Origin of the sequence: Ruegeria sp. HKCCE3926 (genome assembly GCF_017872515.1) — a bacterium.
In the GTDB taxonomy this organism is placed as follows: Bacteria; Pseudomonadota; Alphaproteobacteria; order Rhodobacterales; family Rhodobacteraceae; genus Ruegeria.
This window is the reverse complement of sequence record NZ_JAEDOU010000008.1, coordinates 74089-88606: the sequence shown is the minus strand read 5'-3', so window position 1 is coordinate 88606 and position 14518 is coordinate 74089. Positions and strand designations below refer to the sequence as shown.

Genomic DNA, 14518 nt, shown 5'->3' with positions numbered 1-14518 from the left:
AGATGAATGACGATGTCCTGTCTGGACCAAGGCCGGGAAAAGACTTACCTGTGCCACAAGGAGACAGCCTGATGAAAAAGCCGCCACTGACACTTTACCTTGCCGCCCCACGCGGGTTCTGCGCCGGTGTGGACCGTGCCATCAAAATCGTTGAGATGGCTTTGCAGAAATGGGGACCACCGGTCTATGTGCGCCACGAGATCGTGCACAACAAATTCGTGGTCGATGGCCTTCGCGCCAAAGGGGCCGTTTTCGTCGAGGAATTGCAGGAATGCCCCGATGACCGCCCGGTGATCTTTTCCGCCCACGGGGTGCCGAAATCCGTTCCCGCCGAGGCTGCCCAGCGCGAGATGATCTATGTGGACGCCACCTGTCCTCTGGTTTCCAAGGTGCATGTCGAGGCGCAGCGCCACGCGGACGCGGGGTTGCAGATGATCATGATCGGCCACAAAGGCCATCCCGAAACCGTGGGCACCATGGGGCAGCTGCCCGAGGGCGATGTGCTGCTGGTCGAGACCGTGGACGACGTGGCCACGGTGCAGGTGCGTGACCCGGATAAGCTGGCCTTTGTCACCCAAACCACCCTTTCGGTCGATGACACCAAGGATATCATCGCCGCCCTTCAGGCCCGGTTCCCGGCCATTGTCGGACCGCACAAGGAAGATATCTGTTACGCCACCACCAACCGGCAGGAAGCGGTGAAAGCCGTGGCCCCCAAGGCGGACGCCTTGCTGGTAGTAGGCGCGCCGAACTCATCGAACTCGCGCCGTCTGGTCGAGGTTGCCTCGCGCGAGGGGTGCCAGTACGCGCAGCTGGTCCAGCGCGCCACCGAGATTGACTGGCGCGCGCTCGAGGGTATCTCGACCGTGGCTGTCACCGCAGGCGCGTCGGCCCCGGAGGTTCTGGTAAACGAGGTGATCGAAGCGTTCAGCGCGCATTATAATGTCACCGTCGAGCCGGTCGAGACCGCCGTTGAAAACGTCGAGTTCAAAGTCCCCCGCGTGTTGAGGCAACCGGCGTGAACGGAGTGCCGAAAGCGCCTCTCTATCTGGGGCTGGCGGGACTGATTCCGTTTTTCTGGGGCGCCCTGACCTATCTGAATGGCGATCTGAATGCCTGGGGCGCGCAAACCTTTGGCCCGCGTTTCGTGGGCCCTTATGTGCAACTGTTCTATGGATCAGTCATCCTCAGCTTCATGTCCGGTGTACTCTGGGGTTTTGCCACCAAGACATCGGGCAGCAAGGCGGCCCTGTGTTATCTGTTGTCGGTTCTGCCCGCGCTTTGGGCCTTTGCCATGACAGGTGGTGGGCCGGTGAATGCGGGCACCAATCTGATGTATGGGTTCGCTGGCCTGTTGTTGCTGGATGCCCTGTTTTCCTACTGGCGCCTGACACCGGTCTGGTGGATGCGGTTGCGCATCCTGCTGACCGCGGTCGTATTGGCCAGTCTTGCAGTCGGAGTCTATCTGTGACCGATGAACGTACGATCACCGCTTATACCAACAGGGTGGCGGAATATCTGAAGATCCCTCTGCCGCCCGAGCAGCTTGAGGCCCGACAGGCTTTTGCTGATGCAGTCGGCGCAGGCGGCTATGTGCTGGATTTGGGGTCCGGGCCGGGGTCGGACAGCGGGTTTCTGATGCGTCAGGGGCTGAAGGTTCGCGCGCTGGATGCCACGCCGGCCTTTGTCGAACATGCGCGGGAAAACGGTGTGGATGCTTATCTGGGTACGTTCGATGACGTCACCGAGACAGCCGAATATGACGGTGTTTACGCCAGCTTTTCCCTGCTGCACGCGCCGCGCGCTGATTTCCAGCGGCATCTGAATGCGATCCACAGGGCTCTGAAACCCGGTGGACAGCTGTTTCTGGGGATGAAGCTGGGCACTGGTGAACATCGGGATGATCTGGATCGTTATTATTCCTATTACACGGAGGCCGAGATCGAGGGCGCCTTGAACAAGGCCGGGTTCACGATTGACCGCGCAGTCCATGGCATGGGCAAAGGCCTGGCCGGATCGTATGACGGATATATCCTGGTGTTCGCCCATGCCTGAATTGTTTGCCTATACAGACGGTGCCTGTTCCGGAAACCCCGGCCCCGGAGGCTGGGGCGTGCTGTTGCGCGCGATGGACGGGGACAGCGTTCTGAAAGAGCGTGAGCTGAACGGGGGCGAAGCCGAGACGACCAACAACCGGATGGAGTTGCTGGCCGCCATCAGCGCCCTTGAAGCGCTGGAGCGACCGTCGAAGATAACCGTCGTCACCGACAGTGCCTATGTGAAGAACGGCGTCACTGGCTGGATTTTCGGTTGGAAACGCAACGGCTGGAAAACCTCGAACAAGAAACCGGTCAAGAATGTCGATCTTTGGCAGCGTCTGGACGAGGCGCAGGAACGGCATGATGTGACATGGGAATGGGTCAAGGGCCACGCAGGCCACCCCGAGAATGAAAAAGCTGATGAGCTGGCCCGGGCCGGAATGGCGCCGTTCAAACCGAAAAAGGCACAGGCGTGACCGCGCTGACGCTGCTGGACTATGCCTCGGTTCTGATCTTCGCGTTGACGGGGGCACTGGTGGCCAGCCGTGCCCAGCTGGATCTGGTGGGATTTGCCTTCATGGCCTGCCTGACTGCCGTCGGGGGCGGCACTGTACGAGACCTTTTGCTGGACCGTCACCCGATCTTTTGGGTCGGGCAGCCGGATTACATCCTGATCGCAGTCGCGGCGTCGGTCCTGGTGTTCTTTACCGCACATCTGGTGGAAAGCCGCTATAACTGGCTGGTCTGGCTGGACAGTTTTGCACTGTCAGTGGCTGTTGCGGCCGGAACCGGCGCGGCATTGTCGCTGGATCAGTCCGGGGTCATTGTCGTTTTGATGGGTGTGACGACCGGATGCCTGGGCGGGCTGATGCGCGATGTGGTCTGCAACGAAGTGCCGCTGGTGCTGAAACAAGGTGAGCTTTATGTGTCCTGCGCCTTTACAGGTGCCCTGACGGCGGTTCTGGCTGCCCGATTGGGGACAGAGCCTGCGTTTTCTCTGGCTCTCTGCGCCTTGGTGTGCTGGGCGTTGCGTGCCGGGTCGTTGATGTTTGGCTGGCAATTGCCGGTCTACAAAAGCCGTCCGCCGCGCAACTGAGCCCGATAGTGGACGCCAAAGCGGCTGGCTGATACCCCTTTTGAAAGCACAGCCCGGAGGCCAACGTGACATTCAGACTTGCATCCATCACAGCCTGCCTGGCCCTGCTCGCCTCATGCGGCGCGTATTACACCCCTGTCAGTTTTGTTGCGCAGGGCGACCAGATCATCGCCTCGGGCACGATTGACGAGACAACGCTGTCTGCCTTTGAGGAAGTGACAGCCCAAAACCCCGAAGCCCGCACTTTGGTTCTGCAATACATTGAAGGATCGGTTGATGATGACGCCAATGTCATCTTCGCCCGCGAAGTGCACAGGGCCGGGTTCGATACCGTTGTTCCATCGAACGGTCTGGTTGCCAGCGGCGGCACCGATCTGTTCCTGGCCGGAAACCGCCGCGTGCTGCAACCGGGGGCTTGTGTCGGTGTCCACAGCTGGGCCGGGTCGGGTCTGGTGGCGACCGACTTGCCCGAGGACGATCCCGAACATGACCGATACCTGGACTATTTCAAGGATATCGGCGTGGACGAGGAGTTTTACTGGTACACTCTGTTCGCAGCCCCGGCCGACAGCATCCACTGGATGAACGCCGCCGAGGCGAACCGGTTCGATTTGACCACCAGGGGTGCTCCGGCACTTGGGTCTGCGACGGTGTGCGACGAACGGTAAGTCAACCGTTCAGCAAGCGCGCGCCGATTTCCTTGACGAATTTCGCGGCCACCATCGCCGTCATGCCATAGGGGTCGCGATGCGGGTTGAGCTCGACGATATCCGCCCCGACCAGTTGACCTTTGAACCGGTGGATCAGGTCGATAACCTCGCGCGTGCTCAGCCCACCGGGTTCATAGTGCGAGACGCCCGGGGCAAAGGCCGGGTCCAGCGCGTCCAGATCAAGGGACAGATAGACCGGGCCATCGAATGAAATCTGCAAGTCGGGGCGCCAGTTGCGCATGTCGATCACCTCGACGCCGAACTTGTTGGCCTGTTCGCGCTGATGGGCGTTCATGGTGCGGATGCCGACCTGCACCAGACGCTTGACCGGGCAGGTCTCCATCACCCGCGCAAAGGGGCAGCCATGGCCGAGCGGGCCGATATCCTGCGTGTCGTACAGATCCGGGTGGCTGTCGATATGCAGGATGTTCAGGCCTTCGTACCGATCTGCATGGGCCTTGATCAGCGGATAGGCCACGGAATGGTCGCCGCCCAGCGACAACAGGCGTGCGCCGGTTGCGATCCGCTTCGCCGCTTCGGCCTCGATCCGGTCAATCGGTTCCTGCCCGCGCATTTCGAACACATCCAGATCGCCGGTATCCCTGAATTTGGCGCTTTCACCCAGATCGGTACCATCTTCGGCGGTCAGGTTGGCGGCACCGGAATGCAGCGCTTCGCGGATGCGTCCGGGTGCGAAGGCCGGCCCTTGCAGGAACGAGGAATGCAGATCCAAAGGAACACCCATCAGAGCGACATCACCCGGCTTCAAATCATACGGCATCATCATTCCCCTTTTTCGTTGAATGTGATCTGGACGGAGGAAGGGCACCGGGTCAAGGGGTTAGCGGCGCAGGTAGGTCTGCCAGATCCAAATCACAAGCAACGCGCCCAGAACCGCCCCGACAAAACCAGACAGCCACCCCATAACGGTAACAAGAAACCGCAGCAGCGCCCCTCCGATCAGGGCCCCCACGATACCGATCAACATGGTCGTCGGGATATCCGCCTCGATCCGCATCAGGCGGGTGGCCAGAAACCCTGCCGCTGCACCGATGATGATCAGGGCGACGATTGGCATGTCACTTCCTCCAGTGGGTCGGCACGATGATCAGGGCACCAACAGAGGAAATCACCGCATCCAGCCCCGGAGGACCAAAGCTGATACCGAACATGATACGGACGAAATAGAACAGGAACGCCCCGCCCACACAGATGATGATGGATTGCAAATAGCCGTTATGGGTGAAACCGGTCTGTTCGGACAGATACCCGACGATCCCGGCAATCACGACAGTGCCCATCATCACCATGAACATATGGCTTTACTCCGAAGACATCCGGGTGCCGATCGGGATTGGCCAGCCCCGCAGGAACGTTTCCTTATCCTGCGCGCCTTTGCCCGCCCTTTGCAAGCGCAGCAGTTCTATGGCGCCCTGCCCGCAAGCCACATACAGATCGTCATTCAGAACTTCGCCCGGCGCGCCCTGCCCTTCGGCCAGACGCGAAGCGAGGAGTTTTACCCGGTTGCCGTCGATCTCGGTCCAGGCCCCGGGAAAGGGCGACAGCCCGCGGACCTGCCGATCGACCTCAACCGCCGGGCGCGACCAGTCCACGCGGGCCTCGGACTTGTCGATCTTGGCGGCATAGGTGACACCAATCTCGGGCTGCGGATCAGGGGTCAGGCCGGGCAGCTTTGCCAACGCCTCAACGATCAAGGCCGCGCCCATCGCCGAGAGCCGGTCATGCAGTTTCGCAGTGGTTTCCTCGGGCCCGATATCGGTGGCCTGCCGCAACAGAACGGGGCCGGTATCAAGGCCCGCCTCCATTTGCATGATACAGACGCCAGTTTGCGCATCGCCCGCCATGATCGCGCGGTGGATCGGAGCCGCCCCGCGCCAGCGCGGCAGCAGGCTGGCATGAATGTTCAGGCAGCCATGAGCCGGCGCATCGAGGATGGGCTGGGGCAGGATCAGCCCATAAGCCACAACCACCGCCACATCCGCGTTCAGTGCCGCAAAACTGTCCTGCTCCTCGGCCGGTTTCAGCGAGGTTGGGTGACGCACGTCCAGACCCAGCGCTTGGGCACGCGCGTGGACCGGTGTCGGGCGATCCTTCTTGCCCCGCCCCGCCGGGCGCGGGGGCTGGCAATAGACGGCGGCGATCTCATGCCCGGCCTCGACCAGCGCATCCAGAACCGGCACCGAGAAGTCCGGGGTTCCCATGAAAACAACGCGCATCTTTACCCCTGTTTCTTGGCTTTGCGCAGCAGCATGTCGCGTTTGACCTTGCTGAGCCGGTCAAAATACATCCGGCCATTCAGATGGTCGATCTGGTGCTGGACACTGGTGGCCTCGATGCCGACAAAATCGCGACGGTCCACCACGCCCTGCTCGTTCAGGAATTTGACAGTCACCGCGCGCGGGCGTTTTACCTTGGCCGACACGCCCGGCAGGTTCGGACTGGCTTCTTCATGTTCACGCAGTTCGATCGAGCTGTGCAGGATTTCCGGGTTCGCCAGACGCACGGCCTTGCCCCGCTCGGCCGACCCATCGACCACGGCCAGACGCAACATCACTCCGATCTGCGGCGCGGCCAGACCGACACCGGGCATGGCCTCCATCGTGTCGATCATGTCCTGCCAAATCCGGCGAATGTCATCGGTGATTTCAGTCACCTCATCCGCCTTTGTGCGCAAGCGTTTGTCAGGCCAGGGCAGACAGGTGCGGACGGTCATGCGCGCGCCCGTTCACGTTTGAGCTTTTGCATCTTGCGGGTAATCATCTGCCGTTTCAGCGGTTTGAGGTAATCGATGAACAGCTTGCCGTTCAGATGGTCGATTTCATGCTGCACGCAAGTGGCCCAAAGACCGTCGAACGTCTCCTGTCGCAGGTTTCCCTTCTCGTCCATCCAGGTGACATCGACCACCTTGGGGCGGGTCACTTCGGCATATTGATCTGGGATCGACAGGCATCCTTCTTCGTATACATTGGTTTCCTCGGAAGAGGCGATGACCTCGGGGTTGAACATGATCAGCGGGCGCGGGGTCTCGCCTTCTTCCTTGATGCAATCCAGCACGATCAACCGTTCCAGCACACCGATCTGCGGGGCGGCAAGGCCAATCCCGGGCGCGTCATACATGGTTTCCAGCATGTCGTCAGCCAGCGTGCGCAGCTCGTCCGTCAGGTCGGATACGGGCGCGCAGACCTTTTTCAGGCGGGGATCGGGATGGATCAGGATAGTGCGTTTCATGAGGCTGATTTAGGCCATCCCGCCCCGCGCCGCAACGCCCCCCTTGCACCTGCCCGATTTGCGGTTAGCTTTCGGTCGAGAAAATGGAGCAGACATGACTTTCAACGACCTGATCGACCGCCGGGGCACCAACAGTTCAAAATGGGACAAGATGGAGATGCTGTATGGCGTCTCGCCCGAGGACGGTCTGGCCATGTGGACGGCCGATTCCGATTACAAAACGGCACCCTGCGTGATCGAGGCCGTGCGCAAAGCCGCAGATCACGGCGTGTTCGGCTATTCATGGATGCACCCGGACTATCTGGCCTCGGTTCAATGGTGGATGAAAACCCGCCACGATTGGGAAATCGACACGGATTGGATTCTGACCACCCAGGGCTTGGGCAATGCAATCGCCCTGTCGCTGGATGTCTGGACCGATCCCGGTGATGGCATCGTGATCTTTACCCCCGTTTACCATGAGTTTGCCCACAAGGTGAACAAATCCGGCCGCCGGGTCGTGGAATGCCCTTTGGTGCGGGACGGGGAAAGCTACGGCCTGGATCTGGACGACGCCCAGTCCCGGTTGGACGGGTCCGAGAAGATGCTGCTGTGGTGTTCGCCGCAAAACCCGTCGGGTCGTGTCTGGACGCCCGACGAGTTGCAGGCCGTTGCTGCGTTTGCCGAACGGAACGGTTTGATCCTGGTATCGGACGAGATTCACCACGATCTGGTCTATCCCGGCGCCAAATTTGTGCCGATGGACGTGGCGGCCCCGGATGCACGCCCGTGGACCGTGACGCTGACTGCGGCGTCGAAGACCTTCAACATCGCCGGGCAGCGGACCGGCAACATGATCATTCCCGATCCCAAACTGCGCGCGGCCATGAAGCAACGGCTGCAAACATTGGATTACGATCCCGGCGCGTTGGGCGTGGCGATGATCACCGCCGCCTACAGCCCCGAAGGGGCCGAATGGGTAGATGCCCAGATCGCGCATCTGGAGGGAAACAGGCGTCTGTTCGATCAGACCATCACCGAGATTCCGGGGCTCTGGTCGATGCCCTTGCAGGCGACCTATCTGGCCTGGGTCGATTTCTCGGGCACCGGCATGGATCACGCCGAATTTGTCCGCCGATTGCGCGAGGACGCGCGGATCGCGACATCGTCAGGTCCGGGTTTCGGCACTGGAGGAGAAACGTTTGAACGGTTCAACCTCGCCACTCAACGGGCGCGGGTCGAGGAAGCTTGCCTGCGGCTGAAACGTGCTTTCGGGGATCTGCAATAAGTACGTGCCGGCCAGAGCTTGAAAGCCCTGCCCTGTTTTCACAGGTGCCGGTTGCCTTGGTTGAGGCCGCTTTGGGCCGCGCGCGCCTGTCTTTAGGCTGGCATCGCTGGCCTTTGGCATCGACCAAACCCGGGCCAAATCGGAATACCAGTTGAAATTCGTCCCTAGTCGTCACGCCCCAGCAGGGCGATCGGCGCATCGGGCGCGCGGTAAAAATCAAGCGGCGCGCTGTCATGGGCGGCCGTGCTGCGTTTGAATTCATACCGCATCTCACCGCCTTCATCCTCATCCGCGACGATGAGGCATTGATAGAGGTGGTTGGCCCCGTCAAAGATATCGACAAGCCCGCGCAGGCGCGGCGTGGTTTCCGCCTCAACCGTAAAACCGTCTTTCCACAATTTGAGTATTTTGTAGGTATTGTCGCCCATCTCCACCCGTAAACGGCTGGCTTTTTTCAATGTGGCGATTCGGGCCGCGTCCAACTCGGCGCGTATTTCCTTTGAAACATAGGTACTCATTAATCCGTTCCCCCGTGAATGACTTCTATTGTGCGGGATAAGTTGTAAAAATCCAGTGAACCACGTCACAGAAACACGATCCAGCCGAGGTTTGTTGCACAGAAATCCCGAACTCGACTGTGCGCGGATGCAGAGCATTTGCGCGGGCGCTCGCATAGGAAGATGCAAGCCCTGGCCCTATGTTTTTCGAAACGCACATGCGGAGGAAAAGACATGGGCCTGCTGGTCGACGGAAAATGGCACGATACCTGGTATGATACCAAGTCCACGGGCGGTGCATTCAAGCGCAGCGCAGCGCAGTTTCGCAATTGGTTGACAGCTGACGGCGAGGCGGGGCCATCAGGCAAAGGCGGGTTCAAAGCAGAAACCGGGCGCTATCACCTTTACGTCAGCTATGCCTGCCCCTGGGCCCATCGCACGCTGATTTTTCGCGAGTTGAAAGGGCTGAGCGATCTGATCTCGGTGTCGGTCGTGCATCCGGACATGCTGGATCAGGGTTGGACCTTTGAAACAGACGCTCACGGCGCGACGGGAGATGACCTTTACGGGCTGGGTTTTGCGCACCAGATCTATACCAAAGCCGATCCAGCCTATTCGGGGCGCGTGACCGTGCCGATCCTGTGGGACAAGCGGCAGGAAACCATTGTGTCGAACGAAAGCTCGGAAATCATCCGCATGTTCAATTCGGCCTTCAACGGGATCACCGGCAATACCGATGATTACTGGCCCGAAGCGATGCGCGATGAAATCGAAGAGGTCAACGCGCGCATCTATACAGACGTCAACAACGGCGTCTACAAGTCCGGCTTTGCCACTTCGCAAGCGGCCTATGACGCCGCCGTGGGCCCGTTGTTCGACACGCTGGACTGGCTGGAAGATCGTCTGGCCCGGAACCGTTACCTGATGGGGGATCGGATTACCGAGGCTGACTGGCGGCTGTTTACGACGCTGATCCGCTTTGATCCGGTCTATCATCTGCACTTCAAATGCAACAAGCGGCGCCTGATCGATTACCCGAACCTATGGGCCTATACGCGTGAACTTTACCAATGGCCCGGCGTGGCGCCCACGGTGAACATGAACCATATCGTGCGCCACTATCACTACAGCCATGACAGCATCAATCCGCACCGGATCATTCCGGTAAACCCGGTGCTGGATTACACAGAACCGCACCGCCGCGATCAGCGCCCTGCTGCGTAATGCTCGACCATCGCCGCCAGATCCTCTGGCGGTGTTTCGCTTTGCACATAAGCACAGGCGTTCGGGCTGTGGGCAAATATCGATCCATCCGAGAAGAAGGTGGTGTTGGTGACAAAGATCACCCGCGCCTGGGGGCGGCGATAGCTTGCGAAATCGGCCACAGCCAGTGCACTGCCAGTTTCCAGAACCAGATCCAGCACGATGATTTCGAAATCCGTGCCGTACAGCGCTAGAATGGCGGCTTCCTGCGTCTCGACCAGCGTGACCTCGGCGCCCTGCCGTTCCAGATGCCTTTTCCAGACCCGACCAAGGTCGGGATTACTCTCAACAATCAGAACTTTCATTTGCAACAACCTCGGCACTTGGTATGGTGAGTGGTGCCGACCCCCATGGTCCGTGATCTCGTTATTTCCTTAACAAAGTGTTAACAGCAGCCCCACAGGCCCGTGAACAGGCGGATTTGCTTGTGTAAGAGGCGAAAATCCGCTTGAAGCGGTCCAAAAGCGGTAATTTCTCGCAGAGAGAGCAGATGAGCACATTCGATGAAAGTCTGAATCCACGCGCGGTTCGTGACCACGGCGGCGGGTTGGACAAGGCGATTGTCAAATATGGTGGGCAACGCACCGACTGGATCGACCTGTCCACCGGCATCAATCCCCATGCCTATCCCGTGTCTGGCCTGTCGGCCGGGGATTGGGCCGAATTGCCGGATCACGGGGCGTTCGAACGGCTCAGCGATGCCGCGCGCCGGTTCTGGAACGTGCCGCAGCGTGCCGCGATCCTGCCCGCGCCCGGAGCGTCGGCGATCATCGCGCGTCTGCCGGCTCTGGCCGCGACGGGTACGGTACAGATCACGCCGCCCACCTATAACGAACATGCCGCCGCCTTTTCGGCGCAGGGGTGGAAGGTACGGCAAGACGGGCCCAGCGACGCCCGCGTGATCGTACATCCAAACAACCCGGACGGGCGTATCTGGCAGGAAAGCGACGCATCGGCACCACTTACCGTGATTGACGAAAGCTTTTGCGACGTCATGCCTGACAAGTCCCTGATCCATCTGGCAGACCGCCCCGGCGTGATCGTGCTGAAGAGTTTTGGCAAATTCTGGGGGCTGGCCGGGGTAAGGCTGGGGTTTGCCATCGGACGGCCGGATATGATCAGCCGGTTGAACGATCTGACCGGCCCTTGGTCGGTATCCGGTCCGGCCTTGCGGATCGGCACACAGGCTTTGATGGACAACCGTTGGGCGGAAGCCACGCATGCGCGTCTGGCTGACGAGGCCTCAAGGCTGGATGCGCTGGTCACGAGAAAAGGGGCCAAAATGATCGGCGGCACCAGCCTGTTCCGACTTTATCAGGTCGACAACGCCGCCCATTGGCAAGGTCGTCTGGCACGGTCCCACATCTGGAGCCGCATCTTCCCCTATTCTGAAACCTATCTGCGCCTTGGGCTCCCGCCCGAGGATGGATGGAACAGGTTGGAGGCAGCCCTGTGAGCCCTGGCCTGATGCTGGTCTGTGCCATGTGTCTGGACGCAGCACTGGGGGAACCCGACTGGCTCTGGTCGCGCATCAGGCATCCGGCGGTGATGATCGGCAACCTGATCGGCTGGCTGGATACACGCTTGAACCACGGGGCCCTGCGCCGTTCAAAAGGGGTGGGTGTGCTTGTCCTGCTGGTTTGCGGCGCAGGGGCGCTTGGCTGGGGTTTGTCCCTGTTGGGGCCGGTGATTGAAATCCTGGTCTGCGCGATCCTGTTGGCGCAAAAATCGTTGGTCACCCATGTGCGCGCCGTGGGCGAAGGGCTGATGGCCTCGCTGTCAGAGGGGCGGGCACGGGTGGCCATGATCGTCTCGCGCGATACACGGGACATGACCGAGGCACAGGTGGCACGCTCGGCCATCGAAAGCGCCGCTGAAAACCTCAGCGACGGCGTCATCGCGCCTGCTTTCTGGTTTCTGATTGCCGGGTTGCCGGGGCTGCTGGTCTACAAGGCGGTGAACACGGCCGACAGCATGATCGGGTATCGCAATGAAACGTACCGCGCGTTCGGCTGGGCTTCGGCCCGGTTCGACGACCTGCTGAACCTGATCCCGGCCCGCCTGACCTGCCTGATGATCGTGGCGCTGTCGGGCCAGTGGTCGCGCTGGCGCGAAATCTTGGCAGATGCGCACCGTCACATCTCGCCCAATGCGGGCTGGCCCGAGGCCGCCATGGCCCGCGCCTTGAACGTCGCCCTGGCCGGGCCGCGCAGCTATGACGGCAAGGTGCGGGATCTGGCATGGGTCAATGGCAATGCTCAGCGCGAAATCGGAGCCTTGGACATTTTCCGCGCATGTCGCATGTTGTGGCGTGTTTGGGGGCTTGCGCTTGGGCTCGTGTCGGTGTCGGTTGGGATCGACCTGATTTACTGACGGACATTTGTCATGCGTTTTCTTTCCGGCCTGATCGCCGCCACCCTGTTTGCCCAACCTGCCCTGGCCCAATGTGGTGGCGGCTTCAATTCCTTTGTCAAAGGGCTAAAGGCCGAGGCCGCGCAGCAAGGCTTTGACAAATCCACCGTGAACGCGTTTTTCAAAGGCGTGCAGCAGGACAGCGCCGTGCTGAAGGCCGATCGGGCGCAAGGGGTGTTTCAGAAACCCTTTATCGAGTTTTCCCGTCGTCTGATTTCGCAAGACCGGATCGAACGCGGGCAAGCGATGTCACGCAAACACGACGCGGTGTTTGACCGGATCGAAAAGCAGTACGGAATCTCACGCGGGGTGTTGCTGGCCTTCTGGGCGTTCGAGACCGATTACGGATCATTTCAGGGCGACTTCAACACCCGCAATGCACTGGTGACGTTGGCCCATGACTGCCGTCGCCCCGACCTGTTCCGCCCTCAAATCTTCGCCGCCATCGAACTTTTTCAGAATGGTGATTTCGACCCGGCCCGCACAACGGGCGCATGGGCCGGGGAAATCGGTATGGTCCAGATGCTGCCGCGGGACATTCTTGAAAACGGTGTCGATGGTGACGGCGACGGGCATGTCCGCCTGAAAACCTCGGCCCCCGATGCACTGATGTCTGGCGCCAAGATGCTGTCGCATCTGGGCTGGCGCGCAGGCGAACCGTGGCTGCAAGAGGTCACGGTGCCCGCGCAGATGGACTGGTCGCTGTCCGGCCCCGGCAAGCCCCGGTCGGTGGCCGATTGGCAGGCCATGGGCGTTCAGGCACGCAGCGGGTCGCTGGCAAACCTGCCTGCCTCGCTGATCCTGCCCCAGGGGCACCAGGGCCCGGCCTTTCTGGCCTATCCGAATTTCGACGTCTATTTCGAATGGAACCAGAGCTTTGTTTATGTATTGACCGCCGCCTATTTCGGGACACGTCTGGAAGGGGCACAGACCTATGATGCCGGCAATCCCGCACAGGGTCTGAACGGTGCACAGATGAAGCAGCTGCAAAGCAAGCTTCAGGCCAAGGGGTATGACGTTGGCAAGGTCGACGGGATCCTGGGCGCTGGCACGCGGGCGGCCGTGCAGGCGGAACAGAAGCGGCTTGGCCTGCCGGCCGATGCATGGCCGACAGTGGATCTGTTAAACCGGCTTTAGGCGGCAACCACGCTTACGCGACCCATTCCCGTTGCTGCGGAACACAGGGCGCAAAGGCGTGCGTCGTCACCGTGGCACCCTCGGTTTCGATTGCCGTGTTGGGCTGTATCTCGAGCCATCCCTCGTTGTTGGCATCCAATGGCTCGGACGAAATGATGATACCGTCTTTGCAGGCCTTGTAGTGCAAACTGGGGGCAAACCGATCCGAGGCATAACGGGCCGCAAAAACCCGTTTGCCGTCCGACCAGCAGGCGGCAAACCGAAGATAGGGTGATGCTCCGCGGCGCCTGGAAAGGGCTTCGACCCGACCAACCGCACGGGCCATTGCACCCACAGGATCGGTGTCCAGCCCTTCGCCATGAGCGATGAGAAAGATCGCCTCGCTCTCGGTTGCGCCCATACGATGCTGGTACAGATGCGCTGGGATCATGGCATCAAGCTCTTGCCGGATTCGTTCATGACCCCCGGCCTGACCGTTATGCATGAAACTCCACCTGCCGACGCCAAAGGGGTGACAGTTGTTGCGCGAGGTCGCCGTACCCGTCGAGGCCCGTACATGGGCCAGAAACAGCCGGGATTTCGTGTGATGCGCCAATTGCTTCAGATTAGCATCGGACCACGCCGGATGGGTGTCCTTGTAAAAACACGGCGTATCACGATCAGAATACCATGCCAGACCGAACCCATCCGCGTTTATCGGCGTTTTTCCGATCAGTGCATTTCGGCTTTGAATGACAAGCGATTGTTCTTGCTCAAGGACCAGTTCGTCCAGGTATCGCTGCCGCCCAACCCAAGCCAAGAATCGGCACATTGCCTGTCTCCGTCCGTCAGTGAAAATTTTCGGGACA

General features: G+C 60.4%; 20 protein-coding genes. 11 read left to right on the top strand and 9 right to left on the bottom strand.

The features are described from left to right. Positions 1 to 71 precede the first annotated feature (71 nt). The 6 genes from ispH to I9184_RS17460 all read left to right on the top strand — a co-directional run bounded on the left by ispH (position 72) and on the right by I9184_RS17460 (position 3803). Positions 72 to 1022, top strand: coding sequence for a 4-hydroxy-3-methylbut-2-enyl diphosphate reductase (ispH, locus tag I9184_RS17485; protein ID WP_209835291.1), 951 nt, complete (start codon positions 72 to 74; stop codon positions 1020 to 1022). Then, positions 1019 to 1471 carry a DUF3429 domain-containing protein gene (locus I9184_RS17480; RefSeq protein WP_209835290.1) on the top strand — a complete coding sequence of 151 codons (453 nt, stop codon included), beginning with the start codon at positions 1019 to 1021 and terminating at the stop codon, positions 1469 to 1471. Before ispH ends, I9184_RS17480 begins: the two co-directional genes overlap by 4 nt. Beyond that, on the top strand, positions 1468 to 2055 hold the full coding sequence (locus I9184_RS17475; RefSeq protein WP_209835289.1) for a class I SAM-dependent methyltransferase: 588 nt from the start codon (positions 1468 to 1470) through the stop codon (positions 2053 to 2055). The genes I9184_RS17480 and I9184_RS17475 overlap by 4 nt, the downstream gene beginning before the upstream one ends. Continuing rightward, positions 2048 to 2515 carry a ribonuclease HI gene (rnhA, locus tag I9184_RS17470; protein WP_152457071.1) on the top strand — a complete coding sequence of 156 codons (468 nt, stop codon included), beginning with the start codon at positions 2048 to 2050 and terminating at the stop codon, positions 2513 to 2515. The genes I9184_RS17475 and rnhA overlap by 8 nt, the downstream gene beginning before the upstream one ends. After that, the gene (locus I9184_RS17465) at positions 2512 to 3135 is read left to right on the top strand and encodes a trimeric intracellular cation channel family protein (protein WP_171637576.1); all 624 of its coding nucleotides are present in this window, start codon (positions 2512 to 2514) and stop codon (positions 3133 to 3135) included. Before rnhA ends, I9184_RS17465 begins: the two co-directional genes overlap by 4 nt. A 65-nt stretch (positions 3136 to 3200) precedes the next feature. Then, positions 3201 to 3803, top strand: a complete 603-nt coding sequence (locus I9184_RS17460) for an alpha/beta hydrolase (protein WP_209835288.1) — start codon at positions 3201 to 3203, stop codon at positions 3801 to 3803. A 1-nt stretch (position 3804) separates the two neighbouring features. On the opposite strand, the gene speB is transcribed toward I9184_RS17460, so the two are convergent. Genes speB through def (I9184_RS17430) form a run of 6 tightly spaced genes read right to left on the bottom strand, consistent with a single transcriptional unit; the run spans position 3805 to position 7094 of the window. Continuing rightward, positions 3805 to 4632 (bottom strand): agmatinase, encoded by an 828-nt coding sequence (speB, locus tag I9184_RS17455; protein ID WP_245218196.1) that lies wholly within the window; start codon positions 4630 to 4632, stop codon positions 3805 to 3807. Positions 4633 to 4686: 54 nt separating this feature from the next. Then, positions 4687 to 4923, bottom strand: a complete 237-nt coding sequence (locus tag I9184_RS17450; protein ID WP_171637580.1) for a GlsB/YeaQ/YmgE family stress response membrane protein — start codon at positions 4921 to 4923, stop codon at positions 4687 to 4689. 1 nt (position 4924) lies between these two features. Further along, the gene (locus I9184_RS17445) at positions 4925 to 5161 is read right to left on the bottom strand and encodes a hypothetical protein (RefSeq protein WP_170344822.1); all 237 of its coding nucleotides are present in this window, start codon (positions 5159 to 5161) and stop codon (positions 4925 to 4927) included. A 6-nt stretch (positions 5162 to 5167) separates the two neighbouring features. Continuing rightward, positions 5168 to 6082, bottom strand: a complete 915-nt coding sequence (fmt, locus tag I9184_RS17440; RefSeq protein ID WP_209835287.1) for a methionyl-tRNA formyltransferase — start codon at positions 6080 to 6082, stop codon at positions 5168 to 5170. Positions 6083 to 6084: 2 nt separating this feature from the next. Continuing rightward, positions 6085 to 6579, bottom strand: a complete 495-nt coding sequence (gene def, locus I9184_RS17435) for a peptide deformylase (protein ID WP_171120283.1) — start codon at positions 6577 to 6579, stop codon at positions 6085 to 6087. Next, entirely contained in the window at positions 6576 to 7094 is a 519-nt protein-coding gene (gene def, locus I9184_RS17430; protein ID WP_171637587.1) for a peptide deformylase, read from the bottom strand. Before def (I9184_RS17430) ends, def (I9184_RS17435) begins: the two co-directional genes overlap by 4 nt. Before the next feature lie 94 nt (positions 7095 to 7188). Between def (I9184_RS17430) and I9184_RS17425 the strand changes: the two genes are divergently transcribed. After that, complete coding sequence (locus I9184_RS17425) at positions 7189 to 8361, top strand: MalY/PatB family protein (RefSeq protein ID WP_171637589.1); 1173 nt, start codon at positions 7189 to 7191, stop codon at positions 8359 to 8361. Between the two features lie 164 nt (positions 8362 to 8525). On the opposite strand, the gene I9184_RS17420 is transcribed toward I9184_RS17425, so the two are convergent. Further along, positions 8526 to 8879 carry a hypothetical protein gene (locus I9184_RS17420; RefSeq protein ID WP_171169191.1) on the bottom strand — a complete coding sequence of 118 codons (354 nt, stop codon included), beginning with the start codon at positions 8877 to 8879 and terminating at the stop codon, positions 8526 to 8528. 213 nt (positions 8880 to 9092) lie between these two features. Between I9184_RS17420 and I9184_RS17415 the strand changes: the two genes are divergently transcribed. Beyond that, complete coding sequence (locus I9184_RS17415; protein WP_209835286.1) at positions 9093 to 10082, top strand: glutathione S-transferase family protein; 990 nt, start codon at positions 9093 to 9095, stop codon at positions 10080 to 10082. On the opposite strand, the gene I9184_RS17410 is transcribed toward I9184_RS17415, so the two are convergent. Further along, complete coding sequence (locus I9184_RS17410) at positions 10064 to 10426, bottom strand: response regulator (RefSeq protein WP_117869888.1); 363 nt, start codon at positions 10424 to 10426, stop codon at positions 10064 to 10066. The two genes, I9184_RS17415 and I9184_RS17410, sit on opposite strands and share 19 nt — an antisense overlap. Before the next feature lie 185 nt (positions 10427 to 10611). Here I9184_RS17410 and cobD point away from each other — a divergent pair, with 185 nt between their 5' ends. Genes cobD through I9184_RS17395 form a run of 3 tightly spaced genes read left to right on the top strand, consistent with a single transcriptional unit; the run spans position 10612 to position 13670 of the window. Beyond that, positions 10612 to 11577, top strand: a complete 966-nt coding sequence (gene cobD, locus I9184_RS17405) for a threonine-phosphate decarboxylase CobD (RefSeq protein ID WP_209835285.1) — start codon at positions 10612 to 10614, stop codon at positions 11575 to 11577. Beyond that, positions 11574 to 12494: an adenosylcobinamide-phosphate synthase CbiB gene (gene cbiB, locus I9184_RS17400; RefSeq protein WP_209835284.1), complete on the top strand. Its 921-nt coding sequence runs from the start codon at positions 11574 to 11576 to the stop codon at positions 12492 to 12494. The genes cobD and cbiB overlap by 4 nt, the downstream gene beginning before the upstream one ends. 12 nt (positions 12495 to 12506) lie before the next feature. Further along, positions 12507 to 13670 (top strand): lytic murein transglycosylase, encoded by a 1164-nt coding sequence (locus I9184_RS17395; protein WP_209835283.1) that lies wholly within the window; start codon positions 12507 to 12509, stop codon positions 13668 to 13670. 13 nt (positions 13671 to 13683) lie between these two features. Here the strand turns inward: I9184_RS17395 and I9184_RS17390 are convergent, their stop codons facing one another. Beyond that, a complete protein-coding gene (locus tag I9184_RS17390; protein ID WP_209835282.1) occupies positions 13684 to 14481 on the bottom strand; it encodes a class II glutamine amidotransferase in 798 nt (265 codons plus the stop codon). Between the last annotated feature and the right edge of the window lie 37 nt (positions 14482 to 14518).

What these genes read in the sequence shown, in the direction of transcription:
- I9184_RS17425 (WP_171637589.1), top strand. Translation starts at nt 7,189, where the DNA reads ATGACTTTCAACGACCTGATCGACCGCCGGGGCACCAACAGTTCAAAA.
- fmt (WP_209835287.1), bottom strand. Translation starts at nt 6,082, where the DNA reads ATGCGCGTTGTTTTCATGGGAACCCCGGACTTCTCGGTGCCGGTTCTG.
- def (WP_171637587.1), bottom strand. Translation starts at nt 7,094, where the DNA reads ATGAAACGCACTATCCTGATCCATCCCGATCCCCGCCTGAAAAAGGTC.
- speB (WP_245218196.1), bottom strand. Translation starts at nt 4,632, where the DNA reads ATGATGATGCCGTATGATTTGAAGCCGGGTGATGTCGCTCTGATGGGT.
- ispH (WP_209835291.1), top strand. Translation starts at nt 72, where the DNA reads ATGAAAAAGCCGCCACTGACACTTTACCTTGCCGCCCCACGCGGGTTC.
- I9184_RS17450 (WP_171637580.1), bottom strand. Translation starts at nt 4,923, where the DNA reads ATGCCAATCGTCGCCCTGATCATCATCGGTGCAGCGGCAGGGTTTCTG.
- I9184_RS17445 (WP_170344822.1), bottom strand. Translation starts at nt 5,161, where the DNA reads ATGTTCATGGTGATGATGGGCACTGTCGTGATTGCCGGGATCGTCGGG.
- I9184_RS17410 (WP_117869888.1), bottom strand. Translation starts at nt 10,426, where the DNA reads ATGAAAGTTCTGATTGTTGAGAGTAATCCCGACCTTGGTCGGGTCTGG.
- I9184_RS17395 (WP_209835283.1), top strand. Translation starts at nt 12,507, where the DNA reads ATGCGTTTTCTTTCCGGCCTGATCGCCGCCACCCTGTTTGCCCAACCT.
- cobD (WP_209835285.1), top strand. Translation starts at nt 10,612, where the DNA reads ATGAGCACATTCGATGAAAGTCTGAATCCACGCGCGGTTCGTGACCAC.
- I9184_RS17420 (WP_171169191.1), bottom strand. Translation starts at nt 8,879, where the DNA reads ATGAGTACCTATGTTTCAAAGGAAATACGCGCCGAGTTGGACGCGGCC.
- rnhA (WP_152457071.1), top strand. Translation starts at nt 2,048, where the DNA reads ATGCCTGAATTGTTTGCCTATACAGACGGTGCCTGTTCCGGAAACCCC.
- I9184_RS17390 (WP_209835282.1), bottom strand. Translation starts at nt 14,481, where the DNA reads ATGTGCCGATTCTTGGCTTGGGTTGGGCGGCAGCGATACCTGGACGAA.
- I9184_RS17415 (WP_209835286.1), top strand. Translation starts at nt 9,093, where the DNA reads ATGGGCCTGCTGGTCGACGGAAAATGGCACGATACCTGGTATGATACC.
- def (WP_171120283.1), bottom strand. Translation starts at nt 6,579, where the DNA reads ATGACCGTCCGCACCTGTCTGCCCTGGCCTGACAAACGCTTGCGCACA.